This is a genomic window from Leucobacter sp. MMO-125, assembly GCF_037148395.1.
Classification (GTDB): domain Bacteria; phylum Actinomycetota; class Actinomycetes; order Actinomycetales; family Microbacteriaceae; genus Leucobacter.
This window is the reverse complement of the sequence record NZ_JBBCTL010000001.1, coordinates 60,501-83,746: the sequence shown is the minus strand read 5'-3', so window position 1 is coordinate 83,746 and position 23,246 is coordinate 60,501. Positions and strand designations below refer to the sequence as shown.

The 23,246-nt window shown below is 67.5% G+C and carries 22 protein-coding genes and 1 tRNA gene; 1 reads left to right on the top strand and 22 read right to left on the bottom strand.

Going from position 1 to position 23,246, the window contains the following annotated elements:
• Positions 1–65: 65 nt before the first annotated feature.
• Positions 66–2,684, bottom strand: a complete 2,619-nt coding sequence (gene polA / locus WFI54_RS00375) for a DNA polymerase I (protein ID WP_336651623.1) — start codon at positions 2,682–2,684, stop codon at positions 66–68.
• A 122-nt stretch (positions 2,685–2,806) separates the two neighbouring features.
• Between polA and WFI54_RS00370 the strand changes: the two genes are divergently transcribed.
• Positions 2,807–3,208: a hotdog fold thioesterase gene (locus tag WFI54_RS00370; RefSeq protein ID WP_442918464.1), complete on the top strand. Its 402-nt coding sequence runs from the start codon at positions 2,807–2,809 to the stop codon at positions 3,206–3,208.
• A 65-nt stretch (positions 3,209–3,273) separates the two neighbouring features.
• Here WFI54_RS00370 and WFI54_RS00365 read toward each other — a convergent pair whose 3' ends face one another.
• The 21 genes from WFI54_RS00365 to rpoZ all read right to left on the bottom strand — a co-directional run bounded on the left by WFI54_RS00365 (position 3,274) and on the right by rpoZ (position 23,212).
• Positions 3,274–3,876, bottom strand: a complete 603-nt coding sequence (locus tag WFI54_RS00365) for an ANTAR domain-containing response regulator (RefSeq protein WP_024355737.1) — start codon at positions 3,874–3,876, stop codon at positions 3,274–3,276.
• A gap of 79 nt (positions 3,877–3,955) precedes the next feature.
• Positions 3,956–4,037, bottom strand: a tRNA-Leu gene (locus WFI54_RS00360).
• A 79-nt stretch (positions 4,038–4,116) separates the two neighbouring features.
• Entirely contained in the window at positions 4,117–5,592 is a 1,476-nt protein-coding gene (gene pyk / locus WFI54_RS00355; protein WP_336650834.1) for a pyruvate kinase, read from the bottom strand.
• A 33-nt stretch (positions 5,593–5,625) separates the two neighbouring features.
• Positions 5,626–6,624, bottom strand: coding sequence for a prolipoprotein diacylglyceryl transferase (gene lgt, locus WFI54_RS00350; protein ID WP_336650833.1), 999 nt, complete (start codon positions 6,622–6,624; stop codon positions 5,626–5,628).
• Positions 6,625–6,735: 111 nt separating this feature from the next.
• A complete protein-coding gene (trpA, locus tag WFI54_RS00345) occupies positions 6,736–7,563 on the bottom strand; it encodes a tryptophan synthase subunit alpha (RefSeq protein WP_336650832.1) in 828 nt (275 codons plus the stop codon).
• Complete coding sequence (gene trpB / locus WFI54_RS00340; protein WP_336650831.1) at positions 7,560–8,798, bottom strand: tryptophan synthase subunit beta; 1,239 nt, start codon at positions 8,796–8,798, stop codon at positions 7,560–7,562. The genes trpA and trpB overlap by 4 nt, the downstream gene beginning before the upstream one ends.
• A 92-nt stretch (positions 8,799–8,890) precedes the next feature.
• A complete protein-coding gene (gene trpC, locus WFI54_RS00335; protein WP_336650830.1) occupies positions 8,891–9,661 on the bottom strand; it encodes an indole-3-glycerol phosphate synthase TrpC in 771 nt (256 codons plus the stop codon).
• Between the two features lies 1 nt (position 9,662).
• On the bottom strand, positions 9,663–9,896 hold the full coding sequence (locus WFI54_RS00330) for a DUF6704 family protein (RefSeq protein ID WP_336650829.1): 234 nt from the start codon (positions 9,894–9,896) through the stop codon (positions 9,663–9,665).
• A gap of 172 nt (positions 9,897–10,068) precedes the next feature.
• Entirely contained in the window at positions 10,069–10,638 is a 570-nt protein-coding gene (locus WFI54_RS00325; protein WP_336650828.1) for a Trp biosynthesis-associated membrane protein, read from the bottom strand.
• The gene (locus WFI54_RS00320) at positions 10,628–12,220 is read right to left on the bottom strand and encodes an anthranilate synthase component I (RefSeq protein ID WP_336650827.1); all 1,593 of its coding nucleotides are present in this window, start codon (positions 12,218–12,220) and stop codon (positions 10,628–10,630) included. Before WFI54_RS00320 ends, WFI54_RS00325 begins: the two co-directional genes overlap by 11 nt.
• Positions 12,221–12,297: 77 nt before the next feature.
• Positions 12,298–12,666 carry a phosphoribosyl-AMP cyclohydrolase gene (hisI, locus tag WFI54_RS00315; RefSeq protein ID WP_336650826.1) on the bottom strand — a complete coding sequence of 123 codons (369 nt, stop codon included), beginning with the start codon at positions 12,664–12,666 and terminating at the stop codon, positions 12,298–12,300.
• 68 nt (positions 12,667–12,734) lie between these two features.
• Entirely contained in the window at positions 12,735–13,496 is a 762-nt protein-coding gene (hisF, locus tag WFI54_RS00310) for an imidazole glycerol phosphate synthase subunit HisF (protein ID WP_336650825.1), read from the bottom strand.
• Between the two features lie 10 nt (positions 13,497–13,506).
• The gene (hisG, locus tag WFI54_RS00305; RefSeq protein WP_336650824.1) at positions 13,507–14,349 is read right to left on the bottom strand and encodes an ATP phosphoribosyltransferase; all 843 of its coding nucleotides are present in this window, start codon (positions 14,347–14,349) and stop codon (positions 13,507–13,509) included.
• A gap of 80 nt (positions 14,350–14,429) precedes the next feature.
• On the bottom strand, positions 14,430–14,693 hold the full coding sequence (locus WFI54_RS00300; protein ID WP_336650823.1) for a phosphoribosyl-ATP diphosphatase: 264 nt from the start codon (positions 14,691–14,693) through the stop codon (positions 14,430–14,432).
• A gap of 42 nt (positions 14,694–14,735) precedes the next feature.
• Positions 14,736–15,398, bottom strand: coding sequence for a ribulose-phosphate 3-epimerase (rpe, locus tag WFI54_RS00295; protein WP_336650822.1), 663 nt, complete (start codon positions 15,396–15,398; stop codon positions 14,736–14,738).
• Between the two features lie 9 nt (positions 15,399–15,407).
• The gene (locus WFI54_RS00290) at positions 15,408–16,856 is read right to left on the bottom strand and encodes an MFS transporter (protein ID WP_336650821.1); all 1,449 of its coding nucleotides are present in this window, start codon (positions 16,854–16,856) and stop codon (positions 15,408–15,410) included.
• A 66-nt stretch (positions 16,857–16,922) separates the two neighbouring features.
• A complete protein-coding gene (locus tag WFI54_RS00285) occupies positions 16,923–18,443 on the bottom strand; it encodes a transcription antitermination factor NusB (RefSeq protein WP_336650820.1) in 1,521 nt (506 codons plus the stop codon).
• Positions 18,440–19,357, bottom strand: coding sequence for a methionyl-tRNA formyltransferase (locus WFI54_RS00280; RefSeq protein WP_336650819.1), 918 nt, complete (start codon positions 19,355–19,357; stop codon positions 18,440–18,442). Before WFI54_RS00280 ends, WFI54_RS00285 begins: the two co-directional genes overlap by 4 nt.
• 99 nt (positions 19,358–19,456) lie before the next feature.
• Positions 19,457–21,517 carry a hypothetical protein gene (locus tag WFI54_RS00275; protein ID WP_336650818.1) on the bottom strand — a complete coding sequence of 687 codons (2,061 nt, stop codon included), beginning with the start codon at positions 21,515–21,517 and terminating at the stop codon, positions 19,457–19,459.
• Positions 21,518–21,523: 6 nt separating this feature from the next.
• On the bottom strand, positions 21,524–22,771 hold the full coding sequence (gene metK, locus WFI54_RS00270; protein WP_336650817.1) for a methionine adenosyltransferase: 1,248 nt from the start codon (positions 22,769–22,771) through the stop codon (positions 21,524–21,526).
• A gap of 90 nt (positions 22,772–22,861) precedes the next feature.
• Positions 22,862–23,212 carry a DNA-directed RNA polymerase subunit omega gene (rpoZ, locus tag WFI54_RS00265; protein WP_336650816.1) on the bottom strand — a complete coding sequence of 117 codons (351 nt, stop codon included), beginning with the start codon at positions 23,210–23,212 and terminating at the stop codon, positions 22,862–22,864.
• Positions 23,213–23,246: the final 34 nt, after the last annotated feature.

Sequence of the window (23,246 nt, the reverse complement as noted above, 5' to 3'; positions counted from 1 at the left end):
CCATTACCCGCGAGGCTCCCGCGCGATCACACGCCGCACCGGAGACCCCGCTTGCTGATCCCGGGCTAGTGCGCGGCGGCATTCCAGTTCGCGCCGCGACCCACCTGCACCTCGAGCGGCACCGACAGCTCGGCAGCGCCGGCCATCTCGGCGCGCACGATTTCCTCGAGCGCGTCCCACTCCCCCTCGGCAACCTCGAACATGAGTTCGTCATGGATCTGCAGCAGCATTCGCGACTGCATACCGGCAGCAACCATGCGATCTTCGACCTTGATCATGGCGCGCTTGATGATGTCTGCCGCCGAGCCCTGGATGGGGGCATTAAGCGCCGCGCGCTCCGCATTCTCGCGCAGGATGCGGTTCGGGCTCGCGAGATCAGGGAAGGGACGACGGCGACCGAAGATCGTCTCCGTGAAGCTGTCACGCTTGGCCTGATCCACCACCGAACGCAGATAGTCTCGCACCCCGCCGAAGCGCTCGAAATAGTCTTCCATCAGCTGCTTGGCCTCGGCCGCCGAGATATTCAACTGCTTCGAAAGTCCGAAAGCCGACAGGCCGTAGGCGAGGCCGTATGACATGGCCTTCACCTTCGAGCGCATATCGCTGGTGACCTCCTCGGGCGGCACACCGAAAATGCGGGAGCCCACGAAGCGGTGCAGATCTTCTCCCTGCAAGAACGCCTCGATCAGCCCCTCGTCGCCCGAGAGGTGCGCCATGATCCGCATCTCGATCTGCGAGTAGTCGGCGGTCATAAGGGTCTCGAACTCAGGGGCATGGATGAAGCCCTCGCGAATGCGACGACCCTCCTCTGAACGCACCGGAATGTTCTGCAAATTCGGGTCGGTAGAGGCGAGACGACCAGTGCTCGACCCGACCTGCACGAAGGTGGTGCGGATGCGACCGTCCTGCTGCACCGCCTTGATAAGCGTCTCGACCATCTGCCGCAACTTATTGGCGTCACGGTGCGCAAGCAGCGCGTCGAGGAAGGGGTGCGGATTCTTCAGCTGCAGTTCGGCGAGCGCCGCCGCATCGGTGGTGTATCCACTCTTCGTCTTGCGGGTCTTCGGCATCTCAAGCTGCTCGAAGAGCACCTCCTGCAGCTGCTTCGGCGAGGAGAGGTTCACCTCGCGACCAATCGCATCGAACGCCTGCTGCTGCAGTTCGGCCACTCGCGCGGTCAGTTCGGCGTCGTGCGCCTCAAGCAGCGGCAGGTCGATCTGCACACCGCGATGTTCGAGCGCCGCGAGCACCGGCACCAGCGGCAGCTCAATATCGCGGTAGATCTCCCCGGTGCGCGACTCGAATCGCGACACCGCGGACTCGTGAGCGCGAGCAATGTACCAAGCCAGCGCAGCCGAATCGGCAACGGAGCCCTCATCGGGCACGAGCTGATTCGGGTCGCCCTCGGGAATCTGCTCCCCCAAGAACCGGAACACCGCCTCGGAAAGCGACTTCTCAGGGGTCTGCGGCCGCAGCAACCACGATGCAATCAGCAGATCGCCATCGATTCCACCGATCACCGCATTAACGCTCGCCGCCACCGCGATCTGCTGCTTGGCGTCGAAGAATACCTTGGGCGCATCGGAGGCGAGCCACTGCTCGAACAGGGCGTAGTCGCGCCCGCCAGGCAACCAGTGGAACAGCACCGAAGCATCAGCCGTGGCGACGCCCACCTCGACGCCGTCGCCGCTCAGCTGCATCAGCACCGCGGGACGTTCAACCTTCGCCAGCCAGTCGGCAAGCTCCTCATCGATGAGGTTCTTCGCCTGCGGCTGCTCGGGCACGAGCGACACCGCTGTCGCACCCCCCGCAGGCACCTCAGCGCCAGCGAGCTTGCCCACCCTCTGCAACAGCGTGCGAAACTCCAGCCGCGAGAACACCTGCTGCACTGCAGCCATGTCGATCTCGCCGCGTTTCAGCTCATCGAGCGTGACATCGAGCTCAACATCGCGCACCAAGCGGTTGAGGCGCCTATTGCGTTCAGCGAGGTGCGCGTTCTCGCGCAGGCTTTCGCCCACCTTGCCGCCGATCTCATCCTGCCTGCGCAAAATCTCCTCGAGCGAACCGAACTGGTTGATCCACTTCACAGCAGTCTTCTCGCCGACGCGCGGCACACCCGGCAGGTTGTCGCTCGTCTCGCCGACCAGCGCCGCGATCTCCGGGTACTGCTCGGGGCGCACCCCGTACCGCTCCATCACCTTCTCGGTGTCGTAGCGGGTGAGTTCGCTCACTCCCTGCTTCGAGGGGTAGAGCAGCGTAATGCGGTCGTCGACGAGCTGAATCGTGTCGCGGTCGCCGCTGACTACGAGCACTCGGTAGCCGGCATCTGCGCCGCGCGTTGCGAGGGTCGCGAGGATATCGTCGGCCTCGTAGTTCTCTTTCTCGAGGGTGCGGATCCCCATTGCGTGCAGCGCCTCCTGCAGCAGCGGCACTTGGCCCTTGAACTCCGGCGGGGTCTCGCCGCGGGTGCCCTTGTATTCGGGGTACTCCTCGGTGCGGAAGGAATGCCTCGAAATATCGAAGGCGATCGCGAGTGCATCGGGGTTCTCATTGCCGAGCAGATTGATGAGCATCGAGATGAAGCCGTGGATGGCGTTCGTATGCTGGCCCGTCTGGGTCTGGAAACTGTCGACCGGCAGGGCGTAGAACGCCCGAAAGGCCAGCGAGTGGCCGTCGATGATCATGAGGGTAGGCTGAGAATTCGACACGTGAACAGCCTACAAGCCACCACTGACAAGGACACAGCAGCACGATGACCGAATCCCCCGAGACCACCGCACCGCAGGCACCCGCGCAGGATGCGTCCATGCCGGGGCTCGAGTACATTCGCGCGCGCGGCCTCGGCGCCCTCGCAGACCGCATGGGCATCGAGGTCATCGAGTTCGGGCGCGACCGCGCCGTCGCCACCATGCCCGTAGCAGGCAACACGCAACCGGTCATGCTGCTGCACGGCGGCGCCTACGTGGTGCTCGGCGAAACGCTCGGGTCGATGCACGCAAACTTCGTAGCCCCCGAGGGACACGTCGCCGTGGGTGTCGACATCAATGCAACCCACACCGGTTCGGCCACATCGGGTCTCGTCACCGGAGTCTGCACCCCCATCAAGCTGGGGCGTTCCATCACCGTGCACGAGATCGTGGTGAGTGACGAACAGGGCCGTCGCTGTTCGACCGTGCGCATCACCAACTTCTACAAGCAGCTCCGCTAACGCTCGGCCCGCACACGCAGCAGCGCCCCCGACCATTCGGCCGGGGGCGCTGCTGCGTGCGGAGGTTAGTCCTTCTTCGGACCGAGCTGGTCGATGATCGTCTTCGCGACATCCTGCATCGTGAGTCGACGGTCCATGGAGGCCTTCTGGATCCAGCGGAACGCCTCGGGCTCGCTGAGCCCCATCTTGTCATTGAGGATGCCCTTGGCACGGTCAACGAGCTTGCGGGTCTCGAAGCGCTCGGCGAGGTCGGCGACCTCGCTCTCGAGTGCCACGATCTGCTGGAAACGCGAAAGTGCGATTTCGATCGCGGGAATGAGGTCTGCGGGGGTGAACGGCTTCACCACGTAGGCGAGCGCACCCGCCTCGGTGGCCCGTTCCACGAGCTCGCGCTGGCTGAACGCCGTAAGCAGCACCACGGGGGCGATGTGATCTTTGTTGATCTGCTCGGCCGCCGAGATGCCGTCGAGCTTGGGCATCTTCACATCCATGACCACCAGATCGGGGCGCAGCTCCTCGACGAGGCGCACTGCTTCCTCGCCGTCACCAGCCTCACCGACAACGTCATAGCCGTTATCGCGAAGCGTCTCGACGATGTCGAGGCGGATCAGGGACTCGTCTTCCGCTACGACGACGCGTCGCGCGGGTGCGGTGCTCTGTTCAGTCATGCTGAGAAGTGTACTCCTGCGATCGAGGGATAACGGGGTGTCCGGTGCGGGATCGATACTCACGATCCCGCACCGCGGGTGCCGGATGCGGGACTCGAACCCGCACACCTTTCGGCAGCGCATTTTGAGTGCGCCGTGTCTGCCAATTCCACCAATCCGGCATGTGTGGCTCCGCAGATGAGTGTATCTGGTGGGATGCACTCGCGAAGCCTGACTGGGCCAGCAACCCAGTCTATCGGATCACACGGGGATACTGCCGCGACCCAGGGCGTGTTTGCGCGGCCCCGCCTCCGGGAGCTGACCGGTGGCCTCTCCGATCCTGTGGATGCGCAGCGTATTCGTGGTGCCCACCACACCGGGAGGCGATCCGGCAATAATCACAACCTTGTCTCCGATCTCCGCACGAGAGTGATCGAGCAGCACATCGTCGACTTGCGCGAACATCTCATCGGTGCTGCCCACCCGCGGCACCTCGTAGCTTCGAGCACCCCAGGTGAGTTCCATGCGGCGTCGCGTATCGGCCTCGGGGGTGAAGCCGATGATCGGGATCGGACGACGCAGACGCGACATGCGACGCACGGTGTCACCGGACTCGGTGAACACGCAAATGTAGCGCGCACCCACGAAGTCTGCGACGTCGGAGGCCGCGAGGGTGAGCGCACCACCCTGGGTGCGGGGTGCCGAGCCGAGCGGTTCGATGCGATCGAGGGCGTGATCCTCGGTGGCGGTGATGATGCGCGCCATCGTCTCGACGGCCTGCACCGGGTACGCCCCCACGCTGGTCTCGCCCGAGAGCATCACGGCGTCAGCGCCGTCGAGAATCGCGTTGGCGCAGTCAGATGCTTCGGCACGGGTGGGGCGCGGGTTCTCGATCATGGATTCGAGCACCTGCGTCGCCACGATCACGGGCTTCGCGTTGCGTCGCGCCAGCGCAATCGCCTCGGTCTGCACGAGCGGCACGCGCTCCAGCGGCAGTTCGACACCCAGATCACCTCGCGCAACCATGATGCCGTCAAACGCGATGACGATCTCTTCAAGGTGATCGACAGCCTGCGGCTTCTCGATCTTGGCGATCACCGGGAGGCGGATCCCCTCCTCGTCCATGATCTCGTGCACACGGGTGATGTCGGCCGCGTCCCGCACGAATGACAGCGCGATGTAGTCGACGCCGAGCTGCAGGGCCCAGCGCAGATCCTGCTCATCCTTCTCGGAGAGCGCGGGCACGTTGACGGCGACGCCAGGCAGGTTGATGCCCTTGTTGTTCGACACCGCCCCCGGAACCACCACTGTCGTGTAGACGGTATCTTCGGTGACGCGCTCGGCGCGCAGCGCCACTTTGCCGTCATCGATGAGCAACGGATCGCCGGGATTCACATCACCGGGCAAGCCTTTGTGGGTGGTGCTGCAGATAGTGCGATCGCCCACGATATCGCGCGTGGTGATCGCGAACTCGTCGCCGACCTCGAGGTGGTACGGGCCACCCTCGAACTTGCCGAGGCGGATCTTCGGTCCTTGCAGGTCGGCGAGCACCGCGATCGGTCGGCCGACCTCCGTCTCGGCGCGGCGGATATTGCGGTAGATGCCCTCGTGCACGTTGTAGGTGCCGTGGGACATGTTGAGCCGTGCGACATTGACGCCCGCCCGGATCAGATCGAGAGTGTGGTCGTAGCTGGAGACCGCGGGTCCCCAGGTGGCGACGATCTTGGCGTGACGCATGTCGGCTCCTTGCTGCTTGGTCCTGTGCGGAGGCTAGACGGTACGAGCGGGCTCTGCAGCGCCGTCGGACACCGCGGGTGCCTCTGCCGCCTGTCCGTCTCTGAATGGCACCGCCGGGGCGTCGCCGTGCGGCAGGACGTGGAAGAACTCGTCGGGGTTCGCGGTGTCTGCGAGCACCGAGTCGCTCGGGTTGCGACGGCCCGGGAGGTACACCGACGATTCGATGCCGACGTGACGGCGACGCTGCACGATGAAGATGATGACACCCACCACCACAGCGAGGAAGGCCGCCAGCACATTGGTGCGGATCCCCAGGAACAGCAGGCTCGGATCGACTCGCAGCGATTCGGTAAAGGTGCGGCCGATGCCGTACCACACGAGGTAGAGCGCGAAGAACGTGCCCCAACGCGGGCGCCACTTGCGCTCGATGGCGAGCAGCACCACGATGCCGAGCAGGTTCCAGACAGCCTCGTAGAGGAAGGTCGGGTGGAACAGCGTGCCCTCAGGCAGCCCGATCGGGAACGCCGGGTTGGAAGACTCGATCTCAAGCCCCCACGGGAGGGTGGTCGGGCCACCGAACAGCTCATGGTTGAACCAGTTGCCCAGACGCCCAACAGCCTGTGCGAGCAGCAGGCCAGGCACGAGCGCATCGGCAAACGACCAGAAACGAATCCCGGTGATGCGCGAAGCGATGAGCACGCCCACGGCCCCGCCGAGCAGCGCACCGAAGATGGCGATACCCCCCTGCCAGAAGGCGAGGGCGTCGAGCGGGTTGCGATCCGCCCCAAAATAGTCGCCCCAGTGAGTGACCACATGGTACAGACGCGCGCCCACGATGCCGAGCACCAGCGCCCACACGAGGAAGTCGAAGACCGCTCCGCGCTCACCGCCGCGGCTGCTGAGGCGGCGGCCCGTCCAGATTGCGGCAAGGATGATGCCGACGATGATGCACAGCGCGTAAATGTAGATGCGCAGCGGCCCGATCTGGAAGAACTGCATCTCGGGGCTCGGGATACTGAACGGGAGAATCATCCACTCCTCTTTCGCCTCCGGCACGTGCCGGTGATCGCTCGCGACGTGCTGCCGCGGAAACTGTCGTTGGGGAGCCGCGCGGATGGAATCCTCACGGCGATCGAGTCAATCCTACAGCGAGGGGACCTCGGCGACCGCGTCACCGGAGCGCTGAGCTCCGGCAGCGATGTCGCGCACCACCTCAGCCAGCCGTTCAACGCCGCCGTCACGCAGCGCACGCACGAACGCCGTGCCAACGATTGCGCCATCGGCGTAGCCGAGCGCGTCGGCCACTTGCTGAGCGGTCGACAGACCGATACCGACGCAGGCCAGGTCGACGCGCTGCTCGCGCAGACGAGCGGTGAGCGCGCGAGCAGCGGCGTCGAGCTGCGCCCGCTCACCGGTGATGCCCATCGTGGAAACCGTGTAGACGAAGCCGCGCGACTGCTCGACCACGAGGCGCAGTCGCGCATCGCTCGAGCTGGGCGCGGCGAGGAACACGCGATCGAGGCCGAGCCTGTCGCTCGTCTCAATCCACTCGGGCGCAGCTTCGGGGGTGATGTCGGGCGTGATCAGCCCGGCACCGCCCGCTTCGACGAGCTGCGTCGCGAACCGCTCGACGCCATACTGCAGCACCGGGTTCCAGTAGGTCATCACGAGCACGGGCACATCGACGGCTTCGCGCACGCGGCGCACGGCTTCAAAGACGTCAGAGACACGGAACCCCTGCGCGAGCGCGGTCTGCGTGGCCTCCTGGATCACGGCCCCGTCCATCACCGGGTCGGAGTAGGGCAACCCGAGTTCAAGCACATCGACGCCGTTGCGAGCCATCGCGATGGCGGCCTCAACACTGGTGTCGAGGTCGGGGAAGCCGACGGGAAGGTAGCCCACGAGCGCGCCTGCACGCTCCTGTTTCGCGGCGCGGATCGCGGCGGCCACCTGTGATGCATGCGCGCTCATGCCTCGAGCTCCGTTTCACCGTCGAGCAGGCCGAAGTAGCGGCCGGCTGTTGCCATGTCTTTGTCGCCGCGGCCGGATAGACTCACGGCAATGATCGCTTCAGGGCCGAGTTCGCGGCCAATGCGGATCGCCCCGGCGAGCGCGTGCGCCGACTCGATGGCGGGGATGATGCCCTCCGTGCGGCTAAGCAGTCGCAACGCCTGCATCGCCTCGTCGTCGGTTGCGGGGATGTACTCCACACGACCGATGTCGGCGAGCCAGGCATGTTCGGGGCCGACGCCGGGGTAGTCGAGACCAGCAGAGATCGAATGCGATTCGATGGTCTGGCCGTCTTCGTCCTGCAGCACGTAGGTCTTTGCGCCGTGCAGCACACCGGGGCGGCCGCGGGCGATCGAAGCGGCCTGACGCACCGTGTCAACGCCCTCGCCTGCGGCTTCGACGCCGTAGATCTTCACGTTCTCGTCGTCGAGGAAGGCATCAAACATGCCGATGGCGTTCGAGCCGCCGCCGACGCACGCGACGACGACGTCGGGAAGCCTGCCGGTGCGCTCGAGCAGCTGCGCGCGCGCCTCCTCGGAGATGATCTTCTGGAAGTCGCGCACCATTGCGGGGAAGGGGTGCGGGCCGGCTGCCGTGCCGAAGATGTAGTTGGTGCGATCGACGCTCGCCACCCAGTCACGGTAGGCCTCGTTGATTGCGTCCTTAAGGGTGCGCGAGCCTGCCGTCACGGGCACCACCTCGGCACCGAGCAGCCGCATACGGGCAACATTGAGGGCCTGGCGTTCGGTGTCGACCTCGCCCATGTAGATGGTGCATTCGAGCCCGAAGAGGGCTGCCGCGGTGGCGGTGGCGACACCGTGCTGGCCCGCACCGGTTTCAGCGATTACGCGGGTTTTGCCGAGGCGCTTGGTGAGCAGCGCCTGGCCGAGCACATTGTTGATCTTGTGCGAACCCGTGTGGTTGAGATCTTCTCGCTTGAGGAAGATGCGTGCACCGCCGGCGTGCTCCGCGAAGCGGGGCACCTCGGTGATCGGCGAGGGCCGGCCCGCGTAGGACGCAAGGAGTTCGAGCAACTCAGCCTGGAACGCCGGGTCGCGCTTCGCCGACTCGTAGGCTTCGGTGAGCTCGTCGATCGCAGCGATAAGCGATTCGGGCATGTAGCGCCCGCCGTAGTCGCCGAAGAAGGGTCCGTGCTGGTCGCGGAGACTCGTAACTCCGCCCGCCTGCTCTGTCATGTCGACCTCTCAGTTGGGGTGCCCGGAGTGCCGAGCTTGTGATCGGATGGGGGCCGCCCGCGTGGTGCGGCGCTACTCCCCATCGCGGCCGCTCAGACGCTCAGGTACGCCTGCAGCGTGGCGATGGGGTCACCGGTGACGAGCGCTTCGCCCACGAGCACGGCATCTGCCCCGGCTTCGCGGTAGCGCTGCACATCGGCGACGTCGAGCACCGCCGACTCTGCGACGCGCACGACGCCGGCAGGGATCTGGTCGGCGACGCGCCCGAACAGGTCTCGGTCGAGCTCGAAGGTGCGGAGGTCTCGGGCATTGACGCCGATCAGCTGGGAGCCGAGGTCGACGGCGCGTGCGACCTCGTCAGCCGAGTGCGCTTCGACGAGCGGCGTCATGCCGAGTTCGCGGATCATTGCGTGCAGCCGCTCAAGACGGTCCTGCGGCAGTGCTGCGACGATGAGCAGCACCAGATCGGCTCCGGCGGCACGGGCTTCGAGCACCTGATACTCGTCACCGATGAAGTCCTTGCGGAGCACCGGGATACTCACGGCCTTACGCACGGCTTCGAGGTCAGAGAGTGATCCCTTGAACTTGCGTTCTTCGGTGAGCACACTGACCGCGCTCGCCCCGCCTGCCTCGTACTGCGCGGCAAGTGCCTGCGGTTCGGGGATCTCGGCGAGGTGGCCTCGTGACGGGCTTGCGCGCTTGACCTCGGCGATCACCTTCATGTGATCGGCGGGTGCCAGCGCTACCAGTGCGTCGAGGGCCGCTGGCCGTTCGAGCGCCGCGGCTTCGAGCTGCGCATAGGGGCGCACCTCGCGACGGCTGTATGCGTCTTCGAGGGCGCCCGCAAGCAGGTTCTCGAGCACGTCAGTCGTGCGACTTGGGGCTGAACCGCGGGCCGTTCACGCCGAATCCGGCCTTGGAGAGAATCCAGCCGAGGATCCAGCCGAATGCAACCACACCGGCGCACACCCACACCATCGTCGCATTGTGCAGGAAGAAGAAAACGGTTCCGGCTGCGATGCCGAGCAGCATCACCACGACCGCCGTCCATGCGGCGGGCGAGTCACCGTGACCAGGGTCTCCGTGCTGGGTACTCATGAATCTCCTCTGAACAGACGTGAAGGATTCCAGCCTACCTGAAATCTCAGCTGGAGTCGGCGCCTCGCCGAGTGGAGGGTTTTTCGGCCGTTTCGTCTCATGTGACCGGGATTTTCCCCACTCGGCTGGTGTGCGCTTCGGAAGGAGCGCCCCGCGAGCGGTTCAGGATGACTCAATCCGACGAAGTCGGGTCACCGCCTTCGGACAGCGAGTCCCAGTCGGAGATGCGGTCTGTTTTCCCAGCGGTGGGCGTTGACTGCGCAGCGTCGTATTTGCGTCCAGCGGCGATCCAGCGCCCACCGGTGACGACGACCGCGATCCCGAGCCCTGCGGCGAGAATTCCGGCGGCTGCGCACGCCCACGCCCATCCCGAGAGGCTGCTCCAGATAACGGCTCCTCCGTCGCCGCCTGCGATGCCGGTGAGCTCTGTGACGCGGCCGCTGATCGCGCCGGCGGGTGACAGCAGCGCGGTTGAGGTGAGGGCGACGAGGCCAATGCCGAGCAGCGCCACGAGCCCACCGAGCACTCGCCTGAAGATGGGGCCGGCGATGGTGAGGGCAAGTGCTGATGCGACGATCGCGATCGAGACCGGCGACAGCGCGGCGTTCACTTCATGGCCGGTGACTGTTTCGACGGCGTGCGCGCTGTCGAGCATGAAGGAAATCCAGGTTTGCGAGCCGGCAAGCAGGGCGAGGCCACCGGCGAGGGCGATGCCTGCGAGCGATATCGGTTTAGCACGCATCAGAACCCTCCGTCACGTCGTTACGAAGCTCATGCAGGGTGTTCGCGATTGCGATGGCCCGTAGCGGGGCGGCCGCTTTGCTGCTGCATTCGGCATCCTCGGTTGCGGGCACGGAGTCTGCGACAATCCCGGCACCTGCCTGCACGCTCGCTGTGTCGCCCATGATCGTGGCGGTGCGGATCGCGATCGCGAGATCCGCCGCTCCCCCGAGGCCGAAGTAGCCGACCACACCGCCGTAGACCCCCCGCTGGACCGGTTCGAGTTCGTCGATGATCTCGAGCGCGCGCGGCTTGGGAGCGCCGCTGAGCGTGCCTGCCGGGAAGGTGGCGCGGAATACATCGACGGGGTTCTGACCGTCACGGGTGCGCCCCTCAACGGTTGAGACGATGTGCATAATGTGGCTGAATCGTTCGACGCGCATGAACTCGGTCACTTCGACGCTTGCGGGCTGGCACACCCGCAGCAGGTCGTTGCGGGCGAGGTCGACGAGCATGAGGTGCTCGGCCCGCTCTTTTTCGTCGGCGAGAAGATCGCGTTCGTGCTGCTGGTCTTCGTCGACTGTGGCGCCGCGGGGGCGTGACCCTGCGATGGGGTGCGTCATCACGTGCCCGCTTTCTTGCACGGTGACGAGGGCTTCGGGGCTTGATCCGACGACGGCGAAGGGTGCGCCGTTGCTGTCGGTGAGCTGCAGCAGGTACAGGTAGGGGCTGGGGTTGAGGTGGCGGAGCACCCTGTAGACGTCGAGGGGGTCGGCGTCGCAGCGCTGGTCGAAGCGCTGCGACGGCACCACCTGGAAGATGTCGCCGTCGACGATGTGCCGTTTGGCGCGCTCGACGGAGGCCATGAACTCGGCGCTGCTGGTGAGCCTGACAGGGTCGGGCATGGCATCGTGGTCGAGTGTGCCGAGCGGTGAGGGCGCGGGGGCTGCAAGGGCGCGCTGCAGGCCGTCGAGTCGCGATTGGGCGTCGGCCCACTGCGCATCGGCTGTTTCGGGTGAAGGATCGCCGAGCGCGGCGTCGTTGAGCACGTTGGCCAGCAGCACGACGCTACCTTCGCGGTGGTCGATCACCACGAGCTCCGAGACGAAGCTGAGGCCCTGGGTCGGGATACCGGGGCCTTCGCTCGGGCCGTGTTCGAGACGTTCGAACTGGCGCACGGTCTCCCAGCCGAGGTAGCCGACGAAGCCGCTCGCGAGAGGTGGCAGGCCGGGCACCTGAGGTGCTCGCCAGCGCTCGTAGACGGCGCGCAGCGCTTCCACTGGGGCATGTGCGGCCACCCCGCCCGGCAGGAGACGCTGCTCGTCGAGCTCGGCGCCCGATGCGTCTGCAGCGGGGGCCCAGTGGGCGCGGCCGCCGCGCTCGCCGAGCACGCCGAAGCTGCCGGCGCCGACGAAGCTGAACCTGGTCCACACGCCGCCTTGCTCCGCAGACTCCAGCAAGAAGGTGCCGGGGCGAGAAGCCGCGACCTTGCGGTAGATGCTGACGGGCGTGTCGGCATCCGCGAAGATCTCACGGCAGACGGGGATCACAGCGTGGGAGGCGCGTGCGGCGTCGAATGCGGCGCGCGTGGTCGTCAGTGTCACTGTCCCAGACTACCGCGCCCGCCTGCGCCCGCGTCGCAGGCAGGCGATCGCGCGGAGGGCTTGCCCGGCTTCAGTCGTCAGATCTCGGTGTGGTCGGCGTCGCCGACGAGCGCGGGGATGTCGCGGCCGGTGAAGCAGCTGCGGGTGCCCGTGTGGCAGGCTGCACCGATCTGGATCACCCGCACGAGCAGAGTGTCGCCGTCGCAGTCCATCGCAACGGATCGCACGTATTGGCGGTGGCCCGAGGTGTCGCCTTTGCGCCAGTACTCCTGCCGCGACCGCGACCAGAAGGTGACTCGACCGCTGGTGAGGGTGCGTCGCACGGCCTCGCGATCCATCCAGGCGAGCATGAGCACGTCACCGCTCTCGTCGTCCTGAATGACGGCGGGCAGCAGGCCGTCGCCGTTGAAGACGAGGTCGCTCGGGACGGGATCGGGGTGAGTCATGGTGTGGGCGGCTTTCGCTGGGGTTCGGCACGGTCAGGGACGCTCGCGGCGGCGCTCCTGATCGTGGGTTATCGGACGGTCACTCCGGCTTCGGCAAGCACTCGCTTCACTTCACCGATCGTGAAGGAACCGTCATGGAACACCGATGCCGCGAGCACGGCGTCGGCTCCGGCCTCGACGGCGGGCGCGAAGTGTTCGAGCCGCCCGGCTCCGCCCGAGGCGATCACCGGCACGCTCGAGAGTTCGCGCACCTTGCTGGTGAGTTCGAGGTCGAAGCCTGCGAGGGTGCCGTCGGCGTCCATCGAATTGACGAGTAGTTCGCCGGCTCCCCTGTCGAGGGCTTCACGGCACCAGGCGAGGGCGTCGAGCTCGGTTTCGCGTTTGCCGCCGTGTGTGGTGACCACGAAACCACTGGGGGTGCGCGGTGAGCGCTTCACATCGAGCGAGAGCACGAGCACCTGCGAGCCGAAGCGGTCGGCGATCTCGCCGATCACTTCGGGCCTCGCAATCGCGCCGCTGTTGATGCCGACTTTGTCGGCGCCGACACCCAGCAGACGGGCCACGTCGTCGACCTCGCGCACGCCGCCCCCGACGGTGAGGGGGATGAAGACCTGTTCGGCGGTGCGCTGCACCACGTCGTAGGTGGTGGAGCGGTCGTCGACGGTGGCGGTCACGTCGAGGAAGGTGAGTTCGTCAGCGCCCTGTTCGGCGTACTTCGCTGCGAGTTCGACGGGGTCGCCGGCATCTCGCAGATTCATGAAGTTGACGCCTTTGACGACCCGGCCTGCAGCCACATCGAGGCACGGAATGACGCGCGTAGCAACACTCATGGGGGGGTTCCTAGAGGCGAGCGGCGTGGATCGCGGTCACCAGGATTGCGCGCGCGCCGAGTTCGTAGAGCCTGTCCATGACGTGGTTGGCTTCGTCTGCGCGCACCATGACGCGCACCGCCACCCAGCGGTCATCCTTCAGCGGGGAGACCGTGGGCGACTCAATACCGGCGGCGACCTCGGTTGCGGCTTCCAGCTGGTCGACGGGCAGGTCGTAGTCCATGATCACGTAGCGGCGCGCGACGAGCACCCCGCGCAGACGGCGCAGCAGGCGTTCGATTCCGGCGTGCTCGGTGGGGCCGCCGATGAGCACCGCTGTCGATTCCAGGATCACAGGGCCGAAGATCTCGAGGCCGGCGGCGCGCAGCGTCGCCCCTGTCGAGACGACATCGGCAACAGCGTCGGCGACGCCCAATTGCACCGCGGATTCCACGGCACCGTCGAGCTTGACGAGTTCGGATACGATGCCGCGTTCGCGCAGGAAGTCATCGACGAGCTTCGGGTAGCTGGTCGCGACCCGTCGTCCGGCGAGGTGTTCGAGTTCGGTGATCTCACCGTCGGCGGGTGCTGCGAAGCGGAAGGTGGAGTCGCCGAAATCGAGGGCGTCGATCTCCGAGGCGGCGGATCCTGAGTCGAGCAGCAGATCGCGGCCGGTGATGCCCACGTGCAGCGCGCCAGACCCGACGTAGGTTGCGATGTCACGCGGCCGCAGGTAGAAGAACTCGACGCCGTTGCGGCTGTCGGTATGCACGAGCTTGCGGCTGTCGCGGCGGCCCGAGTAGCCCGCTTCGGCGAGCATGTCGGCGGCGATCTCGGAGAGCGATCCCTTATTGGGAACGGCGATGCGCAGCATGGGGTTCCTTCGTGTGTCGTGCGAACGTGGCGGATCGGGAGGTGCGGTGCGTTCCACAGGCGCGGAGCCCGGAGAGCGGATCAGAGGTGCTTGTAGATGTCTTCGAGGGTGAGGCCCTTCGCGAGCATCAGCACCTGCAGATGGTAAAGCAGCTGGCTGATCTCCTCAGCGCAAGCCTCGTCGCTCTCGTACTCGGCCGACATCCACACCTCGGCCGCCTCCTCGACGATCTTCTTGCCGATTGCGTGCACTCCGGCGTCGAGCTGCTGAACGGTGCCGCTTCCCTCCGGCCGGTTCTCGGCCTTCTCGGTCAACTCGGCGAAGAGGTCATCGAACGATTTCACGTAACTACACTACCCTGCGCGCGATGTGCTGACGCGCTGCGATCAGTGGCGGTGCGCCGCCGCAGCCGAGCGAAGCTCTGCGATTCGCTCCTCAGGCACCCCGCCGTACACCGCTGAGCCTGCCACGAAGGTGTCGGCGCCGGCCTCGGCCGCGATCCCGATGGTGTCCTTCGAGATGCCGCCATCGACCTGCAGCCACACGTCGAGGCCTGACTGCCGCTTCGCCTCAGCGAAGCGGCGCAGCTTCGGCATCATGTCGGCCATGAAGGACTGGCCGCCGAACCCCGGCTCGACAGTCATCACGAGCACCTGGTCGAACTCAGGCAGCAGTTCGAGGTAGGGCTCGGAGTCGGTGCCGGGCTTGAGCGCGATGCCTGCACGCGCGCCGATCTCGCGGATGCGGCGGGCGAGGCGCACCGGGTCTTCGGTGGCCTCGGCGTGGAAGGTGACGGAGTAGGCGCCGAGTTCGGCGTAGCCGGGAGCCCAGCGGTCGGCGTCGGAGATCATGAGGTGCATGTCGAGCGGAATCGGCGAGACCGCCTGGATGCGCTCGACGATGGGCGGGCCCATGGTGAGGTTGGGCACGAAGTGGTTGTCCATCACGTCGACGTGCACGAGATCGGCGGTGGCGATGGCCTCGAGTTCGGCCTGCAGGTTGACGAAGTCGGCGGACAGGATGCTCGGATTGATGCGCTGCGCGGTCACTCCTCGATCCTAGCGCTCGCTGCGCGCCTCGCCGATGACCGGACCCGATTCGGATACTTCCCCGACGACCGGCCCCGACCCGGATGCCTCACCGACGATCGGACCCGACTCGGGCGCCTCGGCGTAGCTGCGCGAGAGCAGCCGGTAGGAGCGCGTGAGCGCGGCACCCGCGGCGAGCAGGATCGACACCAACCCTGCGAAGATGAAGATCAGTGCGATCCCTCGCGCCTCGCCATCACCGAGCAGCCAGCCCCACGTCTCCCGCCCGTCGGCGGTCTCCATGTAGGGCACCACCCAGAACTCGGCGATGGGCGCGATGAGGAAGGACGTGATGGGCGCGGTGGCGGCCTCGAAGGTCATGGCGAAACCGAAGACGCGGCCCTGCTTCTCGAAGGGCACGACGCGCTGGATCACCGTCTGCTCCGCCGCCTCGATCGCGGGCATCACCGCCATGAAGAGCCAGATGCCTGCGACAAAGAGCCACCCCCACTCGCGCACGGTGAAGAGAGCCCCGAGCACACCGGTGCACGCCACAAGAATGAGCATCGTGCGAATGGGGTTCTTGCCGAGCCCCCGCTTCGCGACGATCGCCCCGCCGACCACGAAACCGGTGGAGGCAACGCCGAACCAGATGCCCCACATCTCGACGGGGAAGAGCGTCAGGCCGTAGGGGTCGAGCAGCGCCATGAAGACGCCCCCGGTGAGGTTGTTGAAGGTGGTGAAGATGATGAGGGCGAGCAGCCCCGGCACGGCGAGCACCGACAGGAAGCCGCCCCGGAAGTCGATGGCCCGGCGCTCCGGGTCGTGCACGATCTCAGGCTCAGCGACGCGGATCAGGTGCAGGTGCACGAGCGGCACGGCCGTGCACACCGCCGAGATGAGCATCGTAGGCCCCATGCCGAGCAACCCCACCGACAGACCGCTGAACACGCTCGTCGCGATGAAGGCGAGCCCCTGCACCGTGCCCACGAGCCCGTTCGCGTTCGCATGGCGCTCGGTGGGCACCAGCAGGGTCACCGTGGTCGCGAGCGCAAGGTTGCGCAGCAGCTCCACCACGCAGCCGACCAGCACTACCACGGCGAACACCCAGAACCAGGGCGCGCCGAGGTCGAGCAGCGGCCGCTCGCCGATCGCGAAGAACATACCGCAGGCGATGAGGAACGCGATCATCGAGATCCACGCCGAGAGCCGCATCACGCGCAGCTTGCGAAACCTGTCGACGAGGCTGCCGAAGTACATCGAGCTCAGCGCGATGATAAGCATGTACGCACCGCCCAGCACGCCGGTGGCGAGGATGCTACGCGTCTCGATGAACACCCAGAACACCAGCGCGAACCACAGGAAATTGGTGGTGAGGTTCGCGATGGCCGTGTTCACCAGTAAATGCAGGAACACGCGCATGCCGGAGGCCTGCGCGGGGGCACCGGCCGGCGCGGACGGGGGCTGCGCGTGGGTCATCGAATCAGGGTACGGGCAACCACCGACATCTGCGAAGGGGTCCGGCACCACGGCCGTACCCGCCGCTCAGGCAACGCGTTCGAAGAGCGCGATGAACATCGCATCGGTGCCGTGCCGATGGGGCCAGAGCTGGGCGCTGAGGCGCTCACCGGCAAGGTCGAGCGGCGTGCGGGCGACTCGGCTCAGCACCTCGCGCGCGTCGAGTTCGCGCAGCTCCGGGCTGCGACGTAGCAGCCGGTCGACCGCGACCCGCGTCTCGGCGAGGTGCGGCGAGCACGTCACGTAGGCGAGCAGCCCGCCCGGCGCAAGATGCGCCACAGCAGCATCGAGCAGTTCTCCCTGCAGCGTCGTCAGTCCGGGCAAATCTGCAGGCTGCTTCCGCCAACGCGCCTCCGGCCGCCGGCGCAGCGCACCGAGCCCCGAACACGGCGCATCGACGAGAATGCGGTCGAAGCGCGCCTCATCGCCGCCGTAGGCCGCGTCGTCGCGTCCGTCGTGGCTCACCACGTCGACCTCGTCGGCGTGGGCCTCGACCGAGCGCCGCACCAGATCTGCCCGATGCTCCGACACCTCATTCGCGCGCAGCTCCGATCCGGCAAGTGCGGCCTCAGCCGCAAGCACAGCTGTCTTGCCGCCGGGGCCGGCGCACAGATCGAGCCAACGCTCCCCCGCCCGAGGCTCGCGCGCGCGACTCAGCGCAAGGGCCGCGAGCTGCGAACCCTGATCCTGCACCCGCACCACCCCAGCAGGAAGATCGAGAGCCGCGATCGCCCGCGCAGGATCGCCGCCGGCGAGTTCCAGACCGATCGGCGACGGACCATTCGCGGTAAGCGCGGCCACCTCGCGATCCGGGTCGATGCTCAGCGCCTCCGCAGTCTCGACATCAACATCAGCGCCCGGCAGCAATGCCAGGCTCACCCGCGGCGACGCGTTATCGGCGGCGAGTAGTTCGCCGAGCTCCGCCTCGCGGCCCTCCAAGCGCAGCGCGTCGCGCAGCGCCCGCAGCACCCACGCCGGGTGGGAGGCCTGGGCCGCGAGCGCGGCGTCGGGGCTTCCGGCGGAGTCGGCGATCCGCGCATCCCACTCCTCGTTCGAGGCACGCCCCACCGCCCGCAGCACACCGTTCACGAACCCGGCCGCCGCCGGATTCGCGACCCGGCGCTGCAACTCCACGCTCTCATTCACAGCGGCATGATCCGCCGTGCGCATCGCAAGCAGCTGATGCGCGCCGAGGCGCAACACGTTGAGGGTGCGCGCGTCGATCCGGGCGGCCTCACGGTCGGCGGCCAACTCAATGATGCGGTCATAGCGGCCCCGCCAGCGCAGCGCCCCAGAGACCATCTCGGTGGCGAGCGCAGCATCACGGCCGTCGAGGCGCGCCTCGCGGATCCGGGCCGGCAGCGCGAGATTCGCGTAGGCGTCCCGATCCTCGACGTCGCGCAACACGTCGTAGGCGACGAGTCGGGCCGGGCTGATGCGCGCACGCTGCGTGCGCTCGACCTCGCGGTGCCGCTGCTCGCGCGGTCGATCGTCGCGTCGCTGCCGACCGGAGCGGGATCCGCGCCCCTGAGATGCGCCGCGGTTCATGCCAGCTCCGCCTTGCCGCCGCGGCCGCGCAACCAGGCGGCGCCATCCATAGCCGGCTTGCCGGCGGGCTGCACTCGGTCGAGCGCGAGCGCGCCGTCGGCGAGTCGCAGGATTGCGCGGCCGTCGACAAGCTCGACACCGCCCGCGGCTCCCGGAGCGGCAAGGCCCTCGACCCGCTGCACTGCGTGCAGCTTCAGTGGCTGATTCTCGTGCAGCGCGAACGCGCCCGGTTCAGGGGTGACGCCCGCCCAGTGCGCGAGCACGCGCGCGGTCGGGGCCGACAGATCGAGGCGGCCGTCGTCGCGCGAAAGCTTGTGAGCGTAGCTCGCCTCCCCCTCCTGCGGCTCCCCCGCAGACGGGTCATCGCCGAGAATCGCGACGGCGTCGAGCAGCGCACCGGTGCCGAAGTCGGCGAGCTCGGTAAGCGCGTCGCCCGCCGGGGTGCCCGCCGCGAACTCGCGGGAATCACGGCTGAGCACGTCGCCGGCGTCGAGCGCCGCCACCAGGCGGAACACGGTGATCCCGAGTCGCTGCTCTCCCGACTGAAGCGCGCGCTGCACCGGCGCGGCTCCCCGCCAACGAGGCAACTCCGAGAAGTGCAGGTTGATCCAGCCGTGCTCGGGCAGGCTGAGCAGCGGCTCCCGCACGAGTCCGCCGTAGGCGACGATCACGCCCAGTTCAGCGTCGAGCCCGCGCACCCACTCGGTCGCGGCGTCATCGAGCCGGTTGGCCTTGAGCGTGGGAACGCCGAGCTCCTCGGCCGCATCCGCGACCGGCGAGGGGGTGAGCACCCGCTTGCGTCCGAGCGGTGCGTCCTCTCGGGTGATGACGCCGACAAGCTCGTGCCCCGCGCTGGCGATGGCGCGCAGACTGGGCACGGCGAACTCGGGGGTTCCTGCAAAGACGATCCGCATCCCGCTATTCTCTCACCCGCCGGAGCCGCCGCGGAGCGCCCCCGCCCAGCGCGGGTGCGCCCGCCGCCGAGCAGCAGGGCAGCCCAGCGGCGCAACACACTAACCGTCGAAGACGCCCCTGTCATCGAAACGCAGCCGCAGTGCATCCGGCCTCACACGGCCAGGCGCACGCCCCCGCGTGCGCGATGAAGATCCCGCAGCGTCGGCGACCAGCGCACCTCGCAGCCGACTCGCGACCTCAGCCCCCTGGCCGTAGTCGAAGCGCACAATCGCACGCACCAGACCCGCCGGGGTCTTCGCCGGGCCGCCAGGCGGAATTGGCGTCGGCCCGAGATGATCAACCCCGGGCAGGCCCGCAAGCTGCTGCAGGGCCCGATCCACCTCCTCAGGGCCACCGCTTACACTCGCCACGCGCACCGCTGGCGGGTAGCGCAGCGCGTGGCGATCCCGCAGCTCACCGTGCAGCCACTCCTCCGTGCGGCCCGTCACGAACGCGCGCACCACAGGGCCGCCGCCAGACGCCATCAGGCAGATCCCATCCGGGGCGGTGAGCGCGGCAGCGTTCTCCCACCAGCGGAGGCAGTCTTCCCCGGCGCGCAATGTTTCGATGCTCAGCAGCCGCTCGGCATCGAGCAGCACCACAGCCCGATACCCGCCCGCCGCAAGCGGCTCCGCGCCTCGCGTCGCCACCACGAGCGCGGGCCGAGCGTCGACGCTTTCGCGCGGATGCTCACCGTCGCTCAAGATCACTCGAGCCCCCTCGAACTGCCGTTCGAACTGCTCGACCGTGCGCGCCGATCCCATGCCCCGCTGTTCGAGGCGGCGACCATCGCAGGAGGGGCAACGCCAAGCCTCGGCGTGCTCGCCGCACCAGCGACACGAGGCCCGCCCCACGACGCGAAACCCGACGGGCCCGCCGCAGGCGCCGCATCTGGCGAGGTCGCCGCAATCGCCGCACACGGCCACCGGCGCATAGCCGGGGGTGGCGACCTGCACGAGCACGGGGCCGCTGCGCAGGCCCTCGCGGATCGTGCGCGCCGCGAACTCCGGCACGCGGCCGGCGAAGGCGTCAGGGGCCATCGAAGCGTCGGCGTGCACAATGCGTGCGCGGCGCGGCGGATTCCGCTGCGCCCGCACATAGCCCAGCTCGACAAGCCGCTGCACCTCGGAACTGCGGGCGTGGGACGCGAAGAAGAGCCCCGCGCCGGACTGCCCCGCCCGCACCAGAGCGGCGTCGCGGGCGTGCACGTAGGGGGTGAGCGGTTCGGCGAGCACAGGGTCGCCGTCATCCCACATGATGATCGCGCCGAGCTCATGGGCTGGGGCGTAGACGGCGGAGCGGTTGCCCAGCACGATGCACGGCTCAGGGTCGAGGGCCCGCAGGAAGCTGGCGTAGCGTTCGGCGTTCGACTGCCGCGAGTCGACGCGCACGATCTCGGGGTGGCCGAGAGCGGCAAGGGCGTCGCGCAGCTGGTCGAGGTCGCGATAATCGGGAGCGACGAGGATCGCGCTGCGGCCGAAAGCGTGAACGGCGATCGCGAGCCGCGCCAGCTGAGCCGCCCAGCTTCCCACCCACTCGCCGGTGTGCAGGCGCTCCGGCCCGTGCGAGGAGGTGAGCGCTAGGCGGGCGCCCGCAACCAGCTCATCGGCAATCTGATACTCAGGCGAGGCATCGGGGATCGCGTTCGCCGTCGCCTGCGCGGAGTCTTCAGATGCAGGGGCCGCCAGGTGCTTCTTCTCGACGCGCACTTGGCGGTTCGGGATCGCGAGACGCAGAATGTCACCTGCAGAACCGCCCGCACGATCGGCGACCGCTCGCGCAAGCCGCCACACCTCAGGTGTCAACTGCGGCACCAGGGAGACGATGTCGGCGATCGGCGAGAGCTCCCCGCCGAAATCGCTGCGCTCAGCAAACTCGATCAGGTAGCCAAAACTGCGGCGATCCCTTGACCTGAACGGCACCCGCACGCGCTGCCCCACGCGCAGATCGTCAGCGAGTTCGGCCGGCACGGCGTAGTCGAAGAGGTGATCAAGCTGCGGCAGTGCAGAGTCGAGCAACACTCGGGCCACGGGGCGGCCGTTCGAGCCCTCGGCGCGCGCGAAGGCCGCGCCCCGCCGCTCAGGCGCGACAGCCCCCTCGTCACCGTCGACCGCGCCCACAGTGCCCTACAGACCGGCGGCGGCCCGCAGCTCGGCGATGCGGGGGGTCGTCTCCCAGGTGAACTCGGGCAGCTCGCGCCCGAAGTGGCCGTAGGCGCTGGTGCGCGCGTAGATCGGCCGCAGCAGCGCGAGATCGCGGATGATCGCGAGCGGGCGCAGGTCGAACACCTCACGCACCGCGGCCTCGATCCGCTCACGCGGCACACTCTCAGTGCCGAACGTCTCGACGTAGAGGCCGACAGGGTGGGCCCGTCCGATGGCGTAGGCGACCTGCAGCTCCGCCCGCTTGGCGAGACCGGCCCGCACCACGTGCTTCGCCACCCAGCGCATCGCATACGCGGCGGAACGGTCGACCTTCGAGGGATCCTTACCGCTGAAGGCACCGCCGCCGTGTCGGCTCGCACCACCATAGGTGTCGATGATGATCTTGCGGCCGGTGAGGCCGGCATCGCCCATCGGGCCGCCGGTCACGAAGGGGCCGGCGGGGTTGATGAACAGCTGCGCGTCTCCGCTCGCAAGGTCGACGCGTTCGAGCACCGGGCGGATCACGAGGCGCTCGACGGCATCGCGCAGGGCCTCCTGCGAAATATCGGCGTGATGCTGCGTGGAGACCACAACGGCCTCGACGCTGGCGGCGCGATCCCCGTCGTAGCCGATGGTGACCTGGGTCTTGCCGTCAGGGCGCAGCTCGGGCAATTCGCCGTTCTTGCGCACCTCGGTGAGTCGCTCGGCCATGCGGTGCGCGATCCAGCTGGGCAGCGGATGGAGCTCGGGGGTCTCATCGGTGGCAAAGCCGAACATGATGCCCTGGTCGCCGGCGCCCTGTCGGCTCAGTTCGTCGCCATCGCCGGCGACCTCGCCGCTGCGCACCTCGAGCGAGGCGTCGACACCGCCCGCGATGTCGGGCGACTGCTGACCGATCGACACCGAAACACCGCACGAAGCCGCGTCGAAGCCCATCTCGGAACTGGTGTAGCCGATCTCACGCACGGTATCGCGCACGATCTGCGGAATCTCGACGTACCCGCTGGTGGAGACCTCACCAGCGACGTGCACGAGGCCTGTGGTGACGAGGGTCTCCACGGCCACGCGAGCGGCCGGATCTTGTTCGAGCATCGCATCGAGGATCGAGTCGGAGATGCGGTCGCAGATCTTGTCTGGGTGCCCCTCGGTAACGGACTCGGAGGTGAACTGGCGCAGGCTCAAGGTGGGCCTCCTTCTCGTGACTGACTGAGTGGTGTAATCGCCGAACATGCCAGTGGCGTCGGATGCTCAGGCGGCTGCGCTGAGGCTATCCGACGCCACTGACATCGACCCGGGCATGTCGCCCGGTTACGATCTGGCTTACTCGGTCGCGGAGTCTGCCGGGTCGATCGTCTCGATGGCCTGCTCGGCCGAAGCGGCAGCTGAGGCCGAAGCCTCTTCGAGCACCTCAGTGGCGCTCTCAGCCTGCCGGTTCATGACGATCTTGCCCTCGACGATCTCGTGCAGAGCGATCGACAGCGGCTTGTCGTCGACCGACGAGTCGACGAGTGGACCCACGTTGTCGAACAGGTTGCCGTCGTGCAGATCCGTGTAGTAGTCGTTGATCTGGCGGGCGCGCTGCGAGGCGAAGATCACCAGAGCATACTTCGAATCCACCTTGTCGAGCAGATCGTCGATAGGCGGATCGATGATGCCGTTGGGGTTGGCCATGTACACACTCCTCTAGTAGACCTGTCTATCTTAG

Bases quoted from the DNA above. Each gene is read 5' to 3' on its own strand.
- polA (WP_336651623.1), bottom strand. From the start codon at position 2,684: ATGATCATCGACGGCCACTCGCTGGCCTTTCGGGCGTTCTACGCCCTG.
- WFI54_RS00370 (WP_442918464.1), top strand. From the start codon at position 2,807: ATGCCGGGGCTCGAGTACATTCGCGCGCGCGGCCTCGGCGCCCTCGCA.
- WFI54_RS00365 (WP_024355737.1), bottom strand. From the start codon at position 3,876: ATGACTGAACAGAGCACCGCACCCGCGCGACGCGTCGTCGTAGCGGAA.
- pyk (WP_336650834.1), bottom strand. From the start codon at position 5,592: ATGCGTCACGCCAAGATCGTCGCCACCTGGGGACCCGCGGTCTCCAGC.
- lgt (WP_336650833.1), bottom strand. From the start codon at position 6,624: ATGATTCTCCCGTTCAGTATCCCGAGCCCCGAGATGCAGTTCTTCCAG.
- trpA (WP_336650832.1), bottom strand. From the start codon at position 7,563: ATGAGCGCGCATGCATCACAGGTGGCCGCCGCGATCCGCGCCGCGAAA.
- trpB (WP_336650831.1), bottom strand. From the start codon at position 8,798: ATGACAGAGCAGGCGGGCGGAGTTACGAGTCTCCGCGACCAGCACGGA.
- WFI54_RS00330 (WP_336650829.1), bottom strand. From the start codon at position 9,896: ATGAGTACCCAGCACGGAGACCCTGGTCACGGTGACTCGCCCGCCGCA.
- WFI54_RS00325 (WP_336650828.1), bottom strand. From the start codon at position 10,638: ATGCGTGCTAAACCGATATCGCTCGCAGGCATCGCCCTCGCCGGTGGC.
- hisI (WP_336650826.1), bottom strand. From the start codon at position 12,666: ATGACTCACCCCGATCCCGTCCCGAGCGACCTCGTCTTCAACGGCGAC.
- hisF (WP_336650825.1), bottom strand. From the start codon at position 13,496: ATGAGTGTTGCTACGCGCGTCATTCCGTGCCTCGATGTGGCTGCAGGC.
- hisG (WP_336650824.1), bottom strand. From the start codon at position 14,349: ATGCTGCGCATCGCCGTTCCCAATAAGGGATCGCTCTCCGAGATCGCC.
- WFI54_RS00290 (WP_336650821.1), bottom strand. From the start codon at position 16,856: ATGACCCACGCGCAGCCCCCGTCCGCGCCGGCCGGTGCCCCCGCGCAG.
- WFI54_RS00285 (WP_336650820.1), bottom strand. From the start codon at position 18,443: ATGAACCGCGGCGCATCTCAGGGGCGCGGATCCCGCTCCGGTCGGCAG.
- WFI54_RS00280 (WP_336650819.1), bottom strand. From the start codon at position 19,357: ATGCGGATCGTCTTTGCAGGAACCCCCGAGTTCGCCGTGCCCAGTCTG.
- metK (WP_336650817.1), bottom strand. From the start codon at position 22,771: ATGTTCGGCGATTACACCACTCAGTCAGTCACGAGAAGGAGGCCCACC.
- rpoZ (WP_336650816.1), bottom strand. From the start codon at position 23,212: ATGGCCAACCCCAACGGCATCATCGATCCGCCTATCGACGATCTGCTC.